14 protein-coding genes are annotated in these 17,533 nt (G+C 65.2%); 7 read left to right on the forward strand and 7 right to left on the reverse strand.

The annotated features are described in order from the left end of the window. The first annotated feature begins 39 nt into the window (after positions 1 to 39). The 3 genes from trhP (at position 40) to gdhA (ending at position 4,388) form a co-directional block, all read left to right on the forward strand. Positions 40 to 1,401: a prephenate-dependent tRNA uridine(34) hydroxylase TrhP gene (trhP, locus tag AC07VI_RS22550; RefSeq protein ID WP_492992385.1), complete on the forward strand. Its 1,362-nt coding sequence runs from the start codon at positions 40 to 42 to the stop codon at positions 1,399 to 1,401. Positions 1,402 to 1,584: 183 nt separating this feature from the next. Further along, positions 1,585 to 2,832, forward strand: coding sequence for a DUF819 family protein (locus AC07VI_RS22555; RefSeq protein WP_086145573.1), 1,248 nt, complete (start codon positions 1,585 to 1,587; stop codon positions 2,830 to 2,832). A gap of 212 nt (positions 2,833 to 3,044) precedes the next feature. Then, positions 3,045 to 4,388: an NADP-specific glutamate dehydrogenase gene (gene gdhA, locus AC07VI_RS22560; RefSeq protein ID WP_086145572.1), complete on the forward strand. Its 1,344-nt coding sequence runs from the start codon at positions 3,045 to 3,047 to the stop codon at positions 4,386 to 4,388. A gap of 60 nt (positions 4,389 to 4,448) precedes the next feature. Here the strand turns inward: gdhA and AC07VI_RS22565 are convergent, their stop codons facing one another. Then, positions 4,449 to 5,006, reverse strand: coding sequence for a flavin reductase family protein (locus AC07VI_RS22565; protein ID WP_492992382.1), 558 nt, complete (start codon positions 5,004 to 5,006; stop codon positions 4,449 to 4,451). A 178-nt stretch (positions 5,007 to 5,184) separates the two neighbouring features. Here AC07VI_RS22565 and AC07VI_RS22570 point away from each other — a divergent pair, with 178 nt between their 5' ends. Next, on the forward strand, positions 5,185 to 5,814 hold the full coding sequence (locus AC07VI_RS22570; protein WP_086145570.1) for a head GIN domain-containing protein: 630 nt from the start codon (positions 5,185 to 5,187) through the stop codon (positions 5,812 to 5,814). Positions 5,815 to 5,857: 43 nt separating this feature from the next. Next, positions 5,858 to 6,655, forward strand: coding sequence for an enoyl-CoA hydratase (locus AC07VI_RS22575; protein WP_099375235.1), 798 nt, complete (start codon positions 5,858 to 5,860; stop codon positions 6,653 to 6,655). Positions 6,656 to 6,790: 135 nt separating this feature from the next. Here AC07VI_RS22575 and AC07VI_RS22580 read toward each other — a convergent pair whose 3' ends face one another. The 5 genes from AC07VI_RS22580 to AC07VI_RS22600 form a co-directional block, all read right to left on the reverse strand. Further along, entirely contained in the window at positions 6,791 to 7,528 is a 738-nt protein-coding gene (locus AC07VI_RS22580) for an AIM24 family protein (RefSeq protein WP_086145568.1), read from the reverse strand. Positions 7,529 to 7,531: 3 nt separating this feature from the next. Continuing rightward, a complete protein-coding gene (locus tag AC07VI_RS22585; RefSeq protein ID WP_086145567.1) occupies positions 7,532 to 8,173 on the reverse strand; it encodes an AIM24 family protein in 642 nt (213 codons plus the stop codon). Between the two features lie 17 nt (positions 8,174 to 8,190). Beyond that, positions 8,191 to 8,844, reverse strand: coding sequence for an AIM24 family protein (locus AC07VI_RS22590; protein WP_076565521.1), 654 nt, complete (start codon positions 8,842 to 8,844; stop codon positions 8,191 to 8,193). A gap of 118 nt (positions 8,845 to 8,962) precedes the next feature. Beyond that, on the reverse strand, positions 8,963 to 12,127 hold the full coding sequence (locus AC07VI_RS22595; RefSeq protein WP_492992379.1) for a S8 family serine peptidase: 3,165 nt from the start codon (positions 12,125 to 12,127) through the stop codon (positions 8,963 to 8,965). A 1-nt stretch (position 12,128) separates the two neighbouring features. Beyond that, the gene (locus AC07VI_RS22600; RefSeq protein ID WP_193068926.1) at positions 12,129 to 12,947 is read right to left on the reverse strand and encodes an NF038120 family PEP-CTERM protein; all 819 of its coding nucleotides are present in this window, start codon (positions 12,945 to 12,947) and stop codon (positions 12,129 to 12,131) included. Positions 12,948 to 13,389: 442 nt separating this feature from the next. Here AC07VI_RS22600 and AC07VI_RS22605 point away from each other — a divergent pair, with 442 nt between their 5' ends. Next, the gene (locus tag AC07VI_RS22605) at positions 13,390 to 14,301 is read left to right on the forward strand and encodes a histidine kinase (protein ID WP_086145565.1); all 912 of its coding nucleotides are present in this window, start codon (positions 13,390 to 13,392) and stop codon (positions 14,299 to 14,301) included. Beyond that, positions 14,298 to 14,957 (forward strand): response regulator, encoded by a 660-nt coding sequence (locus tag AC07VI_RS22610; RefSeq protein WP_086145564.1) that lies wholly within the window; start codon positions 14,298 to 14,300, stop codon positions 14,955 to 14,957. The genes AC07VI_RS22605 and AC07VI_RS22610 overlap by 4 nt, the downstream gene beginning before the upstream one ends. Here the strand turns inward: AC07VI_RS22610 and AC07VI_RS22615 are convergent. Beyond that, positions 14,954 to 17,452 (reverse strand): TonB-dependent receptor, encoded by a 2,499-nt coding sequence (locus AC07VI_RS22615; protein WP_492992376.1) that lies wholly within the window; start codon positions 17,450 to 17,452, stop codon positions 14,954 to 14,956. The genes AC07VI_RS22610 and AC07VI_RS22615 overlap by 4 nt on opposite strands. Positions 17,453 to 17,533: the final 81 nt, after the last annotated feature.

A 17,533-nucleotide genomic window follows, 5' to 3' on the forward strand; every position in this document is an offset into this window, starting at 1 on the left:
TCGCCGCCCGCTTACAATCGCCGGCTTTGCCCCTCCTCCATGCGCCACGCTCCCGAACTCCTCCTGCCTGCCGGCTCCCTGGCCAAGATGCATGCCGCCTTCGACTATGGCGCCGACGCCGTCTACGCGGGCCAGCCGCGCTACAGCTTGCGCGTGCGCAATAACGATTTTTCGACCTTGCAAGCCTTACAGGAGGGAATTGACGGCGCCCACGCGCGCGGCAAGCAATTCTTTGTCGCCAGCAATATCTTCGCCCACAACGCCAAGCTGAAAACGTATTTGCGCGACATGGAACCGGTGATCGCCATGCGCCCGGACGCCCTGATCATGGCCGATCCGGGCCTGATCATGATGGTGCGCGACAAATGGCCGGAGATTCCCATCCACCTGTCCGTGCAGGCGAACGCCGTCAACTGGGCCGACGTGAAATTCTGGCACCGCATGGGCCTGACGCGCGTGATCCTGTCGCGCGAGCTGTCGCTCGACGAGATCGAGGAAATCCGCCAGCGCTGCCCGGAAATGGAGCTGGAAGTGTTCGTCCACGGCGCCCTGTGCATCGCCTATTCGGGCCGCTGCCTGCTGTCCGGCTATTTCAACCACCGCGATCCGAACCAGGGCACGTGCACGAATTCCTGCCGCTGGGATTACAAGGTCAAGAATGCCGAGGAAGACGCCAGCGGCGACCTGGGCGGCATGCAGGTGGTGCCGCTGGAATTTCACCAGGCGCTGGCCGAGGCCGACAACAATGCGTTTTCCGCCCTGCACCAGCAGCCGCGCCACCCGCTGGCCGACCAGCCATACTTCATAGAAGAAGCCCAGCGCCCGGGCCAGCTGATGCCGATCCTCGAAGACGAACACGGCACCTACATCATGAATTCGAAGGATTTGCGCGCCGTCGAGCACATCGAGCGCCTGGTCAAGATCGGCGTCGATTCGCTGAAGGTCGAGGGACGCACCAAGTCGCTGTACTACGCGGCGCGCACGGCGCAGGTCTATCGCCAGGCCATCGATGACGCCGTGGCGGGCCGCCCCTTCGATATCAGCCTGCTGGGCCAGCTGCAAGGCCTGGCCAACCGCGGCTACACGGACGGTTTTTACCAGCGCCACCACACGCAGGCGCACCAGAACTACATGCGCGGCGCGTCCGAGGCGGACCGCAGCCAGTACGTGGGCGACGTGCTGAGCGTGGCCGACGGCTGGGCCAGGGTGGAAGTGAAAAACCGCTTCGCCGTGGGCGACCGCATCGAAGCCCTGCACCCGAGCGGCAACCGCGACTTCACCATCGCCCGCATGCTGGCCGATGACGGCAGCGAAATCCAGGTGGCGCCCGGCAGCGGCCACTTCGTGCGCATCGAACTCGACGGAGCGCTGAACAAAGCCTTGCTGGCCCGCTATTTGTAACCGCCAGTCTGCCGCGCGCGGTGGCGAGCAGTTTCCAAGTGTTTGATTTGACAAGAAAAATTCCAGCCGCCACCGTCTAAATAATTTGTTTAGGCTTCAACATTGCTATACGATACGGCCACCCTGCGCCCGGGGGCCTGATCGGCATCCCGTGCGTTCCTGACACGTTCACCGGAATCCCCGATGCCACCTGCCACACCTGCCCTCATCACCAATGACGCCGTCGTCCTCGGCCTGCTCGCCATGACCCTGGGGGGCGTCTTCTGGACCGCCGCCCGCGCCGACGGTTTCTGGAAAAAGTTTTACACGTATATCCCGTCGCTGCTGATGTGCTATCTGATCCCGGCGCTGCTCAACACCTTCGGCATCATCGACGGCAATGCCTCCGGCCTGTACGCCGTGGCGCGCGACTACCTGCTGCCCAGCGCGCTGGTGCTGCTGTGCGTGGCCATCGATTTCGGCGGCATCCTCCGCCTCGGCCCCAAGGCCATCATCATGTTTCTCACAGGAACACTCGGCGTCATGCTGGGCGCCCTCGTCTCCTTCGAGGCCCTGCGTTTGTTCCACCCGGAAACGGTGGCGGGCGACACCTGGCGCGGCATGACCACCGTCGCCGGCTCGTGGATAGGCGGCGGCGCCAACCAGGCGGCCATGAAGGAAGTGTTTGAAGTGGACGCCACGCTGTTCGGCCAGTTCGTCGCCGTCGACGTGCTGGTGGCCAATGTATGGACGGCCGTGCTGCTGTTCCTGGCAGGCCGCGCGGGCGCCTTCGACCGCTGGACCGGTGCCGATTTGTCCGCCATCAATGCGCTCAAGGACAGCATCGAAAGCTACCGGGCCCAGCATGCGCGCGTCGCCAATCTGACCGACATCATGATCATCCTCGGCGTGGGCCTGGGCGTGACGGGCCTGTCGCACTTCCTGGCCGGCCCCATCATCAGCTGGATCAATACCCTGCCAGCCGCATGGCGCCTGCAGGATTACAGCCTGACATCGAACTTCTTCTGGATCGTCGTCCTCGCCACCACCTTCGGCCTGTTGCTGAGCTTTACCCGGGCGCGCAGCCTGGAAGGCGCGGGCGCCTCGACCATCGGCTCGGCCATGCTGTACGTGCTGGTGGCCACCATCGGCATGCACATGGACTTGAAAGCCCTGCTCGACAAGCCCTTCCTGTTCCTGCTGGGCATGATCTGGATCGCCGTCCACGGCGGCCTGATGCTGCTCGTCGCCAAGCTGATCCGCGCACCGCTGTTCTTCATGGCCGTGGGATCGCAAGCGAACATCGGCGGCGCCGCCTCGGCCCCCGTCATCGCCAGCGCCTTCCACCCGGCCCTGGCGCCCGTGGGCGTGCTGCTGGCCGTGCTCGGCTACGCGCTGGGCACCTATGGCGCCTACATCACGGGCTTGATCCTGCGCAGCATGGCGGGGTGATGCCCATCCCGGCTTGAGCAGCCAAACCTGCAATCATGACCGCAACGCCAGCCTTCGGGCTGGCGTTGTCGTTTCCCCACGCAGCTTTCGCAGAGTCCTGAAAACTCCCCACAATGTAGCAGAAACCCCTCAAAACCAAATTTCCGCACCATTTTTGTGCAAAATCTGCGATGATAGTTGCCCAAATAACCGATTACCTCCATGGAATTCTGATGAAATACGCATCTGCCCACGAGTATGTCCAGCATGTCGCCGCACGCAATCCAGGTCAGCCCGAGTTTCTGCAAGCCGTCACCGAAGTCATGGAGAGCTTGTGGCCGTTCCTCGAGCAGCACCCGAAATACGCGGAACAAGGCTTGCTGGAACGCTTGATCGAGCCGGAGCGCGTGGTGATGTTCCGCGTGTCGTGGGTCGATGACCATGGGCAAGTACAAGTGAACCGCGGCTACCGCATCCAGCACAGCATGGCCATCGGGCCGTACAAGGGCGGCATCCGCTTCCACCCGTCCGTCACCCTGTCCGTGCTGAAATTCCTCGCCTTCGAACAGACGTTCAAGAATGCCCTGACCACGTTGCCGATGGGCGGCGGCAAGGGCGGCGCCGATTTCGATCCGAAGGGCAAGAGCCCCGGCGAAGTGATGCGCTTCTGCCAGGCGTTTGTCAGCGAACTGTTCCGCCACGTGGGCTCGGACACGGACGTGCCGGCCGGCGACATCGGCGTGGGCGGGCGCGAAGTGGGCTATATGGCCGGCATGATGAAAAAGCTCAGCAACCGCGCCGATTGCGTGTTTACGGGCAAGGGCGCCAGCTTCGGCGGTTCGCTGATGCGTCCGGAAGCGACGGGCTACGGCACCGTGTATTTCGCCGAAGAAATGTTGAAAACGCGGGGCCGCTCCTTCGAAGGCATGCGCGTGTCCGTCTCCGGCTCGGGCAACGTGGCGCAGTACGCAGTGGAAAAAGCCATGGCCATGGGCGCGAAAGTCATCACCGTCTCCGATTCCAGCGGCACCGTCATCGACGAAGCCGGTTTTACGCCGGAAAAGCTGGCCATCCTGATGGAGGTCAAGAACCATCTGTATGGCCGGGTCAGCGATTACGCCGCGCGCACGGGCGTGCGCTTCGAAGCGGGCGTGGCGCCATGGCATGTGCCGGTCGACATCGCCCTGCCCTGCGCCACGCAAAATGAACTGAACATCGACGACGCGCGCCTGCTCATCGCCAATGGCGTGCAATGCGTGGCCGAAGGCGCCAACATGCCCACCACCATCGAGGCGGCGAAAGCGTTCGAGGCGGCCGGCGTGCTGTATGCGCCGGGCAAGGCCAGCAATGCGGGCGGCGTGGCCACGTCCGGCCTGGAAATGAGCCAGAACGCGGCCCGCATTTCCTGGCCGCGCGAGGAAGTCGACGCGCGTCTGCTGCAGATCATGCAAGGCATCCACGCCGCATGCAAGCAGTACGGCACGCGCGCCGACGGCACCGTCAGCTATGTGGATGGCGCCAATATTGCCGGCTTCGTGAAAGTCGCCGATGCCATGCTGGCGCAGGGGGTCATTTGACCCAATGACAAAATCTGGGGTCGGACCCTGAGGGTCCGACCCCGGCCCTTGCGTTTGGGGTTAACGCATCTCGGGCTTCATCAGGCTCTTGCGGCTGATGGTCCGGCCCGACACCATGAACTCGCCATTGCCCCGGTAATGCAGGGTTTCGGGCAGCTTGGGCGAAGTGGCCACGTGGGCTTTCACGCACTCGAAGATGAAGAAGCCGCCCTTCGGGTTGCCCGCCACCTGGGCCAGCTTGCATTCGAAGTTGGCGTAGCACTCGGCGATCAGCGGCGCGCCCACCTGCTCGGCCGGCTGCGCCGTCAAGCCGAAGGCGGCGAATTTGTCCGTATCTTCGCCGCTGCAATTACCGATGGCGACCACCTGGTCGACCATGTCGGCCGTGGGCAGGTTGATCACGCATTCCATGCTGCGCTTGATCATTTCATAGCTGTGGTTGGCGTCGGAAATGAAGCAGCCCAGCAACGATGGTGACAATTCCATCAGCATGTGCCAGGCCATGGTCATGACGTCGCTCTCGCCCTTCCAGGTGGAACTGACGAGCACCACCGGCCCCGGCTCAAGGAAGCGCCGGATATCGGCGACGGGGTAATCTTCTTTGTGATAATTTTTCATGCAGTCTCCAGGACGCGGTACGCCATAGCATAGCCGAACGGCGCCGCGCCAGGCGCGCGGCTGGCCGGCGGCGGAGCTGTCTCATCCATGCCGCGATTTGTGCCGTTCGTCGCAAATTTCTCCACCTTGGAGATGTTGCAACATAGAATACACTGATCAACTACTCGAGGAAACCGCCATGCGCCATCTGTTCCAGTTGTCCGTCCTGTCCCTTGCTTTCGCCGCGCCCCTCGCGCATGCCGACGAGCAGGCGCGCACGGTCGGCGCCTTCAACGCCATCGATATCCGCGGCCCCATCAGCATCGAAGTGGAATCGGGCAAGGAGCAGACCCTGCTGCTGCGCGGCGACCAGAAATTCCTCAGCGGCGTGATCACGGAGGTGGTCGACGGCGAGCTGAAAATTTCCATGAAGGACAAGGACATCAAGAAGACCGAGGGCGACCCGCGCATCATCATCACCATGCCCACCTTGCGCAAGCTGATCGCGGAAGGCGCGGGCGAGAAGATCTTGACCAAGCTCAATGGCCCAAGAGTCGACATCAGCTACAAGGGCGCGGGCCGCCTGGCCGCCGATGGCCAGGTCGACTGGCTGCGCCTGAAGGCGCAAGGCGTGGGCGAAGTCGACACGAAAGCCTTGCTGGCAAAGAATGTCGACGTCAATTTCGACGGCATCGGCTCCGTCAAGGTGTATTCCTCGGGCGAACTGAACGCCGTCGTGCGCGGCATGGGCGAACTGATTTATTACGGCAAGCCGAAGATCGTGCACAAGTCGATCGCCGGCATCGGCAGCGTGAATGCCGCCAAGTAAGTTTTCCTGAAAATAACAAGGCCATCAGGCCGCTGGAGACCGCATGACCGCTTTGCAAGATACCGATGCGCCGCTGGTGCTGCGCGACGAGCACGATGGCCTCATCACCCTGCGTTTGAACCGCCCCCTGCAATTCAATGCCCTGTCCGAAGCCATGCTGGCGGCGCTGCAGGCCGAACTCGACCTCATCGCGCAGCAGCCCGACGTGCGCTGCGTGGTGCTGGCCGCAGAAGGCAAGGCGTTTTGCGCGGGCCACGATTTGCGCCAGATGCAGGCCACGCGCCAGCTTGCGTATTATCAAACCCTGTTCGCGCAATGCTCGCGCGTGATGCAAGCCATTCAAACCTTGCCCGTGCCCGTGATTGCCCGCGTGCATGGCATCGCCACGGCGGCCGGCTGCCAGCTGGTGGCCAGCTGCGACCTGGCCGTGGCGGGCGCGTCCGCCCGCTTTGCCGTCTCCGGCATCAACGTGGGCCTGTTCTGCGCCACGCCATCGGTCGCCCTGTCGCGCAATGTCTCGCCCAAGCGGGCCTTCGACATGCTGGTGACGGGCCGCTTCATCGACGCCGACACGGCCGCCGACTGGGGCCTGATCAACGAAACCGTGGCCGACACGGCGCTCGACGAGGCCGTGGCGCGCCTGGCGCAGCAGATCATGGCGAAAAGCCCGACGGCCATCCGCTACGGCAAGGCCATGTTCTACCGGCAGCGCCAGCTGCCGCTGGACGAGGCGTATGCGTATGCGGGCGACGTGATGGCGCGCAATATGATGGAAGAGGATGCGGAGGAAGGCGTTACCGCGTTTTTGGAGAAACGGCCGCCCGGCTGGGCGCGGCCTTGAGTACCTGACCGAACCTACTGCGCGTCGGTATAGGCAGCCTGCGATGCTCACCGTACTTCAGTACGGTTGCGCTTCTCGGCTACCTCTCCCTTCCGCTCGCTACGGTTCTGTCAGGTACTCTTGGACTTCCTGGTCTTAACGACTGTCCTTCATCTGCTGCTGCACGGAAAGACTCAGCTTGCCCAGGTCTTCCTTGCCCAGCAGCGGCAATTGCGCCAGCAGCTGCATCAGGGTGGAACTGCCCGTCACGTCCAGTTCGGACGACTGCACCAGCACCGTGCCGGCGCCCGTGAAGTCGATCTGCTTTTCCTCGCCCGACAAGGTAAAACCCGTGAGTGCGCCGGCGGCCGAGGCCCAGCCCTGCACGTGGGCGTAGTCGTAGTGATACGACGGGCTGGGGCAATCGGCCCAGCCCAGCACGGCCTGCTCGTCCACGCGGCACGGCAATTCCAGGAAGTGCACGGGGCCGTTCGACGAGGCAATCACTTTGCCCGTGCCTATCATGGTGAGATAACCGGGCAAGGTCGATTCCTGGCAGATCACGTCCTTGGTAAAACCCAGCAGGTTTTTCGCGCGGATGGTCATGTTGGCGTCGTCCAGGTCGTAGCAGGCCAGGTCGTTGCCGTTGTCGCCCAAAATTAATTGGCCCTGGCCTTGCGCCACGACAAAGTGATGCACGTATTTCGGCGCATTGAAGGCATTGCGCACGATCAAGTCGAGCACGCTGCTGCCCATGGCTTCGAAGCGCAGCTCGCCATAGAAGGCGATCATCTTGCCCTTGCGAATGAAGATCTGTTCCTTGACGTCGATGACATACGAAAAACGGTTCAGCTTATCGTTCTTCGGCAAGGTATCGGGGGTGTAAATCGTCATGGCTTACCTTTCGCTCGCTTGGATGTAGACCGTGCCCTGGCCCGTGAACTTCACCTGGTAGGATTCGCCGGACGCCTGGCCGACGAAGGTTTTCCAGTTCAGGTCCGTGACGATGGTCGAGCCCAGCTGCCCCGTGTGGCCGATATACGCTTGCGGATCGACAAAGACGGGCACATCCGGCGTGACGGGCAAGCCGATGGCATTGCCGTCGGACAAAATCGCCACTTCGCCCGTGCCTTGCAGGGTGGTGGTAAACAAGCCCTGGCCCGTGGCCATGCCGCGCACCACGCCCTGCACGCCGCCCTGGTTGCCCAGGAACATGGTGCCGGCCGTCAGGCGCGCATCGAAGGCCAGCAGGGAGTCGCTTTCCACATAGAAAGTTTCGCCGCGCACGGGGACGATGGTGACGAACAGGCCGCCCTGCGCATAAAACACGCTGCCCGTGCCGCGCGCCGACATCAGGGCGTAACCCTCGTTCGTGACGGCGCGCATGGCCAGGCTTTGCACGCCCTGGCCGGCCAGGAAGGAGCGGCTGAACGCCACGTCGCCCTGGTAGGACACCATGGCGCCCTTGCGCGCGTACACTTCTTCATTGCCGAGTTTGACCTCAAGCATCTTTTCATTGATCTGCTGATAGACAGGCATGGCGGGTCCTCGCTGACTTAACGTTCGGCGGGCTGGATGAACACCACGCCCTGGCCTGTGAATTTATGCTGGTACGATTCGCCCGAGCTCTGGCCGATCATGGTGCGCCAGTTGACATCAAAAACGAATTCCTGGCGGATATCGCCCTTGAAGCCGACGAAGGCATCCGGGTCCACGCGCAGCGGGTGAGAAGGCGTCACTTCCAGCATGATCAGGTTGCCGCGCGAAATGACGGCCAGGTTGCCGTGGCCTTCGACGGTGGTGGAAAACAGGCCCTGGCCGGAACTGGCGCCGCGCAGGCCCGCAAAGCTGGTGCCCGTCTTCAGGCCCGTGTCGTAGGCCAGCAGGCTGCTGCTTTCGATGGTCAGCTTTTCGCCGGCCAGCGCCATGACGGTGATCTCGGCCGCATTCTGCGCGAAAAACACCGTGCCGCTGCCTGAAGCCTGCATCAGCTGCATGCCTTCGTTCGTCACCTTGCGCTTGAGCGCGCCGAAGATGCCTTCGCCGCCCAGCAGGGATTTCTCAAATTTGATGCTGCCCGTGTAGGCGACCATGGCGCCGGCAATCGCCAGCACTTTTTCATCCTGCAGGCGCACTTCCAGCAGGCGGTCGGTATTGGTGCGGAAACTGGTCACGCGCGACTCCCCAAGAATGCCAGGGCACAAAGCCATGGCTGTTCGACAAGATACCGGGGGCGTTGCCTCCATGCAAGTGCTATTCCTCCCGGACGGGGTGCGTGCATAAAAAAGGCGCGCCCGGAGGCACGCCTTTGTTCGTACCATGAACGACTTACTCGGCCAGTACCGGCCTGGCGCTACGCGCGTTCTGGAACAGCGGCACGGGATCATTGGTATTGACCTCGACCACCGTGACGCCCTGCACCACGCCGCCCACCTGGTAGCCGACGGCGCCCAGGTGGCGCTTGCCTTCGGCCAGGTTGGACCAGCTCAGCGAGACAGACGCCGTGCCGCCCACGTAGGCCGTCCCCGGCATCAGCGCCTTGAAGTTGCCGTTGTTCAAGCCCGGCGCCAGCACCCACGACGACAGGGTGTAGTCGGCCTGGCCGTTTTGCGGCGCGAAACCGATCACGCACACCTTGTAGGTGCCGGCGGCGGGCAGGCGCAGTTCCACTTGCTCATTGGAACTTTCATTGCCGCTGCTGCCGACCAGCACATTGGCGGCGTTGTAGACCTCCATGTCCATGTCGGTATTCGCGCCGCCCGTCGTTTCCGCGTCGTAGGTGGCAAAGCGCGCCGCCAGGGTGCCGGCCGGGACCACCACGTTGTGCACGTTCACGCCCGTGGCGCCGCCGGCCTTGCAGGCGGCCGAAGCGGCGGCGCCCGTCGCCGCCTGGCCGATCGTGCGCGACTCGCGCACGGCTTCGACGAGACCCGACTTGACGCCGACCAGCGCGCCCGTGAAGCCCGTGCCCAGGGTCAGCACCTTGCTGCCCGAGGCCGCTTCGCTGCTGACCAAAGGAATGGCGGCCAGCGAGGTGCCGCGCGCCGTCAGCGGGCTGCGCACCGTGTGCGTGCCATCCGTCCAGCTCAGGGCGCCGTAGGTCCAGGTATTGGCCGGCGCCGTGGTGCGCGTCAGCTTGACCTGGTACTGGCCCTTGGCGCCGGGCGCCAGGCTCAGGCTCGCGGGCGTCACCGCCACCGTGTAGCCGGGCAGGCTGACCGAGACGTTGTAGACGGCGCTGCTGGCGCCCACGTTCGTCACCGTGCGCGTCAGCACCTGCGTACCCAGCACGTTGGCCGCCGTCAGCGACGCCAGGTTCAGGTTGTAGGCGGGAATGGTGCCGACGGCCTGGCAGGTGGCGGCCGTGTAGACCTTCAGGTTCAGGCCGCACAGGAAGCGCGCATAGTCGATTTCCGACATGTCGTACACGAGGCCGGGATCGGCCGCGCTGTTGGGCGCGATATGGCCGGCGCCCTGGCCCCATGGCAGCTGGCCCGACGTCTTCGCCGTGGCATCCCACGACACGGAACCGTTCAAGCCATCGGAATACGTGCTGAAGGCCGTCGTCATCAGCGCCGACTTGATGGCCGCGGGCGACCAGCTCGGGTGCTGCTGCTTGAGCAGGGCCGCCACGCCGGCCACGTGCGGGCTGGCCATCGAGGTGCCCGAATAGAAATCCCACTCCGCGGCCGGCGCCGCGCCGCCGGCCGCCACGGCGTCGCGCTGCGCCGGCGTCAGGTCGGCCGTCACGCCGGCCAGCACGTTGGTGCCGGGCGCGGACAGGTCCGGTTTCAGGATGTTTGCGTTGGCCACGTTCGGCCCGCGCGAGGAGCGGTCGCTGACGATGGGCGCCTGCACCGTCGTGTCGGCAATCGTATGGATTTCGCCCAATGCCGCCGCGCCATCGGGCGTCGCCGCCATGAAGGCCTTCAGCGCGTCGCCCTGCGCCTGCGCCAGGTGCACGGTCGACAGCACGTGCGCCTGGTTGATGACGGTGTTGGCGCCGCCGGCCACGTTGGCGATGACCACGCCCGCCGCGCCCGCCGTCCTGGCGTTCGCGCTCTTGTTGACCAGCACGTTGCCGCCACGGTCGCACACGAGCACCTTGCCCGCCACTTTCGCCGGGTCCAGATACGCCGGGGCGGCATCGGCCGCGCCGAAGCAGCGCAGCAGGTTGACGTCCGTCGGCGGCACGCCGGCCAGGCCCGCGTCGCGCGAGCGGATCAGCGGCAGCGCCGGCGTATTCGCGTTGCTCGATGCGCCTTCCAGCTTGCTGCCGTTGCTGAGGATGACATTGCCCGCATACAGGCGGTTGTGGGTGGAATTGGCCACCGTTGCCAGCCAGGGGCTGATGTGCGAGACGGGCGCCGGCACGTCGGGCGCCGGCGTGGCCGGGCCGGAATTGCCGCCGGAGGTGGCGACGAACACGCCGGCCGCCGCCGCGCCGAGGAAGGCGACTTCCGTCGGCTCGTCGAAGGCGCCGCCGCCCGCGTTCGGGCCGATGGAAAAGTTGATGACGTTGACGCCATCCTTGACCGCCTGGTCGATGGCGGCCACGCTGTCGGCCGTGGCGCAGCCGTTGCGGCCCGTCGAGGCGGCCGTCCAGCAGACTTTATAGGCGGCGATGCGGGCGCGCGGCGCCATGCCGGAAGCCTTGCCCAGCGACACGCCGTTCGAGGTGGCGATGGCGCCATTGTTGCCGCCGGCCGTGGAGGCCGTGTGCGTGCCGTGGCCGCCGTGGCCCGTCAGGCCGGCAACGGAATCGCGCGGCGACAAAAATTCCGTCCAGTGCAGGGCCGACGTGGCGGCGCGGTAGTAGCGCGCGCCGATCAGCTTGTTGTTGCAATTCTCGGCGCCAAAGCCTTCGCCCGTCTGGCAACTGCCCTGCCAGCTGGCCGGCGGCGCGCCGTACACGACATTGCTGCCGCTGTGGCTGGGCACGCCGTTCTCGTCGAGACGGTCGGCAAAGGCCGTGTTCTCGGGCCAGATGCCGCTGTCGACGATGCCGATGATGATGTCTTCGCCCGCGTGCGTCTTGCCGCCCAGCTGCTCCCAGATGCCGCCCGGCTTGTCCAGGCCCAGGAAAGTGGGCGTGTAGCTGGTGTCGAGCTGCAGGATGGAGTCGGCGCTGATGCTGGCCACGCCGCTGTTCTTCTTCAGGGCCCGCACTTCATCGTCCGTCAGCAGGGCGGAAAAGCCGTTGAAGACGACGCTGTACTGGTGCGTGATCTGCGCCGCGCCGACGGTTTCGGCCACGGCGGCCTGTTTGCTGTCGAGATAGCTCAGGTAGGCCTGCACGTCGGCGGCGCCCACGTTGATGCGCGCGCCCGGGGCCGGCCTGGTGGCGGCCAGGCCGTCGACCTGGCCCGTGTAGGTGGCGGCCGGCTTGTCGACCAGTTGCACGATGTAGGAGCGGCGTTCCTGCGCCTGCGCCGTTTGCGCCAGGCTGGCGGCCAGCAGGAGGATGGCGAGGGAAACGGGACGTAGTTTCATCTCACGCTCCTTGCACGGTGAACGCGGCGAACTTGCCGCTGCGGCGGCGCGCAACCATGCCGATGGCGCCCAGGCCGGCCAGCAGCAGCATATACGTCGACGGTTCCGGCACGGCGCTGATATTGATGTTGTCGAGCGCGAACTGGCCCTGGTTAAAGGCGGGGAAATCGAGGGAATTGCTGCATACGCCAGTGTCATTGAAAATGCAGGCGCTGAAGGTCAGGCCCGTAAACGCATGGTTGCCGAAGCCGCTCAGCAGGGAAGCGCTCTGGAAATGGTAATTGCCATCGCTGCCCTGGCCGGGAAACGCCAGCGAGGTGCTGATCACCTGGCCGTTGCTGAGGGTGCCGCTCAGCTGCAGCTGGCCCCACTGCATGTCGGGCAAGCCGGAGACGGGGGCGATGAAGGAATAGTCGAAACCGGCCAGGCTGAACGCCTGGTGGTCGGCGCGCGAAAAATTCACGCCGCCATCGTTGAGGATGGCCAGGTAATTGCCGGTGGCGCCCTGCGGGCAGGCGGCGATATCGCACGACGAGCCCACGCGGCCATCGAGGATGGCGCCCACGCCGCTGACGCCGCCGCTGGCCGCCGTCGTCGGGTCGGCCAGGAAATGCAGGTTGTAGCTCGAGGTATTGAGCGTCTGCCCGCTTGCATACACGTCGGGACGCAAGCTGTCGAAGGTCAGGATGCTGGCCGTGGCGGACGCCGAAGACAGCAGCGCCAGCGTGGCCAGGGCGGATAACAGGGTTGTGCGACCGCGGGTAGCGGAGCGATGGACGGTGGCGGGCGATACCCGCACTGCACATGATGAGCGATTCATTCTGGTCCCTTGATTGTTGTGGATAGAGAGGTCGGCAGGTCTGGCGCCCGCTTGCAGCTTTTTCACAAAAGTGCCAATAAATATAGCAAATTGCATAAAATAAATATCATATTTTTAATATCATTTATTTATTTTTTATCTAACATCCCGAAACTTTGTTTTGTCTCGTCTATGAACATTTGACGAATCTCAACGTTACATCCGCACAACGGCCAGCGCGTCGTCAAACGTGCGCGCCTGCATCTGCCGGCAACTTCGGATAAGCTGGAAAACCGCGCCTGGCGTCAGCGTCACGGCGCACCGTCACATCGCGGTACACCTGTTCCATCCTGGAACACCCCGCCCGGCCCCGCCGCCCATGCGGCGCGCCCACGCCCGCCCGGCGGCGGTGGCATGAAGATTGCAGAACATCGGCATCGACCGTGCTCGGGGAGCGTGCATCATGGAACACTATCAATTGAGCGCCCGGGCCAGCACGCGCGGCAGGCCGGCACGCGCCGTCCTGCTGGCCTGCGTGCTGGCGCCGGCGTTTTTCCTGCTGGCCGCCAGGCTGGACCTGTCGGAAAGGCTGGCGCGCGCACTCTGGCGCCAGGAGCACTGGCAACTTGACGAGCTGGCCCTGAGCCTGCTGCTGCTGGCGCTGGCGCTGGCCGGCTTTGCCGTGCGGCGGGGGCGCCAGGTGGCGGTCCTGCTGGCGCAAAACCGGGCGCTGACGCAGCGCCTGATGCGCGCGCAGGAAGACGAGCGCTGCGCGCTGGCGCGCGAGCTGCACGATGAAGTGGGACAGGATTGCACGGCCATCCGCGCCGCCGCCAGCTACATCCTGCGCGCGCGCGACGGCGACCAGGCAAATGTGCAGGCCTGCGCGGCCAGCATCGCCCGCTCGTCGGAAGCGCTGCATGCGATGGTGCGCACCATGCTGCGCCGGCTGCGCCCGCCCGCGCTCGACAGCCTGGGACTCGATGCGGCCCTGCAGGCGCTGTGCGACAGCTGGGCGCAGCAGCACGGCATCGCCTGCCGCTACGCGTCGCACGCCATCCCCGCCGGCCTCGACGACAGCACGGCCACCGCCATCTACCGCCTGGTGCAGGAAGGCTTGACGAACGTGGCGCGCCACGCGGGCGCTGACAGCGCCACGGTGGAATTGCGCGCCGATGCGCACGGCATCCTGCACCTGACCATGGAAGACAATGGCCGGGGTTTGCGCCAGGACAACACCGAATACAGCGGATTCGGCATGCTGGGCATGCGCGAGCGCGTGGCGGGCATGCGCGGCCATATCCGCTGGATCAGCGCGCTGGGCAAGGGCCTGCGCATCGAAGTGGCGATGCCCCTGACGGCTGGCGCGGCATGAACGCGGCGCTGGCCCCGATCCGCGTGATGCTGGTGGACGACCACCCGGTGGTGCGCTCCGGTTACCGGCGCCTGCTGGAGCAAGGCGGCGACATCGCCGTCGTGGCCGAGGCGGGCAATGGCGAAACGGCGTATGCGCTGCACCAGGAACAGGCGCCCGACGTCTGCGTGACGGACTTGTCCATGCCCGGCATCGGCGGCCTGGAATTGCTGCGCAAGCTGCTCGCGCGCGATGCCAGCGCCCGCGTGCTGGTATTTACCATGCACGACACGCCGCAGCTGATCGCGCGCGCGTTTGAGGGCGGCGCCTGCGGCTTCGTCAGCAAGCAGGCCGACCCGGAACACCTGGTCGACGCCGTGCGCGCCGCCCACGCGGGCCGGCGCTACCTGGACCCGCACAGCGCGCCCGCCGTGCTGCAGGGCACGGCCCGCAGGGAAGCGGACCGGTTGAGCAGCCTGAGCCAGCGCGAATTCGAAATCTTCCGCCTGCTGGCCGCCGGCCGCAGCGCCGCCGACTGCGCCCGCCTGCTGCACCTGAGCAGCAAGACGGTGGCCAACCACCAGACCTGCATCAAGGAAAAGCTCGACGTGCCAGGCCCCGCCGCCCTCGTCCACCTGGCGCTGCGCAATGGCATTATTGAAAATACCCACCCTTAAAATGCATAGCGCAGGCCCGCATTCACGCTGCGCGGCGCGCCGGCCGCGTAAAACGTCGCGTTGACCATCGGATAGTCGCCGTTCACGGCGGGCAGCGGGCGGGCGGCGAAATTGCCGCTGGCGTCGAAGCCCGTGGCGCCCAGCTGGGCCGCCGTCGCATACTTGCGGTCGAACAGATTATTCACCTGGGCGAACACGCTCAGGCGCGGCGTCAGCTGGTATTTGCCGTTCAGCTCGACCACGGCGTAGCCGCCGCTCTTGCCGGACCCCAGGTTAGACGGGCCGCCCGCCTGGTGCCGGTTGTTTTCATTGCCGCGCGCGTAGGAACTCGACACGGCCGTCATGGCCAGGCCCACCGTCCAGTCGCGTCCGCCCTGATAGTCCATGTGCGCTTTCAGGATATGGCTGGGCGTCAGCGGTATGCGGTTGCCGGGCGTGATGACGATATTGCCTTCCAGGCCGGGAGCCGACGCATCGCTGCTGCTGTTGGCGCTGCCGTTGACGGTTTCGCGGCTTTGATACGTCGCCTGCAGCCATGTGTAGTTGACGCCGAAGTCCAGCGCGCCGGCCTTGCCGTCGGCCGCCAGCTCCACGCCCTGGTGGCGCGTCTTGCCGAAATTCTTGAAGTAGCCGAAACCGGCCTGGTTGTCGGCCACGAACAGGATATCGTCGTGGTTTTCCGCGCGGAACAGGCCCGCGCTCCAGCGCGCCACGTCGCCCCATGGTCCGCGCAGGCCCGCTTCCCACGTCTTGGTGACGACCTGTTTCAAGGGCGGGTCGCCGGCCATGGCGTTGGGCAGGCGGCAGGGGTTTTCCGGGTCGGCGCAACCGAGTTCGATGGCCGTCGGCGTGCGGCTGCCTTCGTTGTAGCCGAGGTAGGCGCTCACGCCCTTCGCCGGCGCATAGGCCAGGCCGATGGCGGGATTGAAGCGGCTGAAACGGTGGTCGCCGTCGAGCGAGCCGCTGCCGCCGCCCGGCGTGATGGCGTCGCGGTTGCGCACCGTGCTGCGGTTGTAGCGGCCGGAGACGGTCAGGGTCAACGCTTGATTCAGCGCCATGCTGTCGCTCGCATACACGCTCCACGTGCGCATGCGCCCGCTCAAGTCGACGCGCTTGTCGACGGGCGTGCCGTCGTCGTCGATTTGCGTGCCGTCGGCAAAGAAGTTGACGGGCGTGATGCTGCGGTCCGGGTTCAGATAGCCGAACTGGCTGCTCTGGCGGAACGTGGCGTGGCTGGCATCGAAGGCGGCGCCGGCCGTGATGCTGTGGCGCGCGCCGGCCAGGTCGGCCAGCACGGTGAGCTGGCCTGACAAGCCATAGTTTTCCTGCTCGGTATGGCTGCGGTTGAGCATGCCGTTGCATTTTTCGGCCGGTTCATCGTTGAGCAGCACGTTGGCGATGCAGCGCCATTTCGGGAATGGCGTATTGCTTGCATTCGCCCCGCTGGCGGGAAAGCCCGTGTAGCCGGCCGCCGCCAGCGCCGCCCGTTCGGCCGCGCCGGGCTGGTAGACGGACTGGTCGAGCGACTCGTCGTTCAGGTCGCCGTTAAACGTGTGCGTGTCGATCTTGCGGTAGTACACATTGCCGGAGAGCAGCAAGCCAGCGCCGGCCTGGTGCCTGCCGGTCAGATTCAACAGAGTGGACTTGTTCTGCGTCAAATCGGGCTTGGTGTAGACGCTGCGGTAGTCGCGCGCCAGCATGCGCTGCTCCTGCAAGCCGTTGCCCGTCAGCGCATTGTCCGCGTGGGCCACGGTGACGGCGATATCCGTGCGCGCATCGCTCCAGCCCAGCTTGCCAAACACCTGGCGCACGTCGGACGGGGAATCGTCGCGCCAGCCGTCTTCGCTGAAACGGTTGCCCGTCACGTACCAGTGCCAGCCGCTGGCATGGCTGCCGCCATGCTCGAATTCGACAGCACGCCGCTGGTGCGAGCCCAGGCGCGCCTCGACGGCCGTGCCGGGATTGCTCTTGCCATCCTTGGTCTGCAGGGCCAGCGCGCCGCCCAGGGTGTTCAGGCCGAACAGGGGGTTGGAGCCAGGCATCAGGGTCAGCGATTCAATCGCCATGCGCGGAATCAAGTCCCAGCTGACGACGTCGCCGAACGGCTGGTTCAGGCGCATGCCGTCCAAGTACACGGACAGGCCTTGCGGCGTGCCCAGCAGGGGCGAGGCCGTATAGCCGCGGTAGCTGACGTCGGGCTGGAAGGGGTTGTTCTGCACCTCGTTCACAACCACGCTGCCCAGGTTGCGGCGCAGGAAGGCGGAAATGTCGAGCGCGCCACTGGCGGCGATCTGCTGCGCGCCGGCCGTCTGCACGGGCGCGGCCAGGGCATCGCGCGGCTGCTCCACGGTGGGCAGCGGCATGCTGCCCGTGATGATGACTGTCGGCAAGTCGCCCGAGGCAGCCAGGCTGATGGCCGCGCTGGCGTCAGCGGCAAGGTCGGCGGCCTGCGCCTGGCACAGCGCCATGGCGGCGGCCAATAAAGTCAGTTTCATGCGTATCCCCGTTTTTATCGTGGTTTTTATGACTGTCCAGTATCGGACAGCCACCGGGGATGGGCTAGGGAAAAACTCCCG

The sequence above is a fragment of the Janthinobacterium sp. GW821-FHT03A03 genome (assembly GCF_059421435.1).

Bases quoted from the DNA above. Each gene is read 5' to 3' on its own strand.
- AC07VI_RS22575 (WP_099375235.1), top strand. From the start codon at position 5,858: ATGACCGCTTTGCAAGATACCGATGCGCCGCTGGTGCTGCGCGACGAG.
- AC07VI_RS22570 (WP_086145570.1), top strand. From the start codon at position 5,185: ATGCGCCATCTGTTCCAGTTGTCCGTCCTGTCCCTTGCTTTCGCCGCG.
- trhP (WP_492992385.1), top strand. From the start codon at position 40: ATGCGCCACGCTCCCGAACTCCTCCTGCCTGCCGGCTCCCTGGCCAAG.
- AC07VI_RS22585 (WP_086145567.1), bottom strand. From the start codon at position 8,173: ATGCCTGTCTATCAGCAGATCAATGAAAAGATGCTTGAGGTCAAACTC.
- AC07VI_RS22555 (WP_086145573.1), top strand. From the start codon at position 1,585: ATGCCACCTGCCACACCTGCCCTCATCACCAATGACGCCGTCGTCCTC.
- AC07VI_RS22600 (WP_193068926.1), bottom strand. From the start codon at position 12,947: ATGAATCGCTCATCATGTGCAGTGCGGGTATCGCCCGCCACCGTCCAT.
- AC07VI_RS22565 (WP_492992382.1), bottom strand. From the start codon at position 5,006: ATGAAAAATTATCACAAAGAAGATTACCCCGTCGCCGATATCCGGCGC.
- AC07VI_RS22605 (WP_086145565.1), top strand. From the start codon at position 13,390: ATGGAACACTATCAATTGAGCGCCCGGGCCAGCACGCGCGGCAGGCCG.
- AC07VI_RS22610 (WP_086145564.1), top strand. From the start codon at position 14,298: ATGAACGCGGCGCTGGCCCCGATCCGCGTGATGCTGGTGGACGACCAC.
- gdhA (WP_086145572.1), top strand. From the start codon at position 3,045: ATGAAATACGCATCTGCCCACGAGTATGTCCAGCATGTCGCCGCACGC.
- AC07VI_RS22590 (WP_076565521.1), bottom strand. From the start codon at position 8,844: ATGGCTTTGTGCCCTGGCATTCTTGGGGAGTCGCGCGTGACCAGTTTC.
- AC07VI_RS22595 (WP_492992379.1), bottom strand. From the start codon at position 12,127: ATGAAACTACGTCCCGTTTCCCTCGCCATCCTCCTGCTGGCCGCCAGC.
- AC07VI_RS22615 (WP_492992376.1), bottom strand. From the start codon at position 17,452: ATGAAACTGACTTTATTGGCCGCCGCCATGGCGCTGTGCCAGGCGCAG.
- AC07VI_RS22580 (WP_086145568.1), bottom strand. From the start codon at position 7,528: ATGACGATTTACACCCCCGATACCTTGCCGAAGAACGATAAGCTGAAC.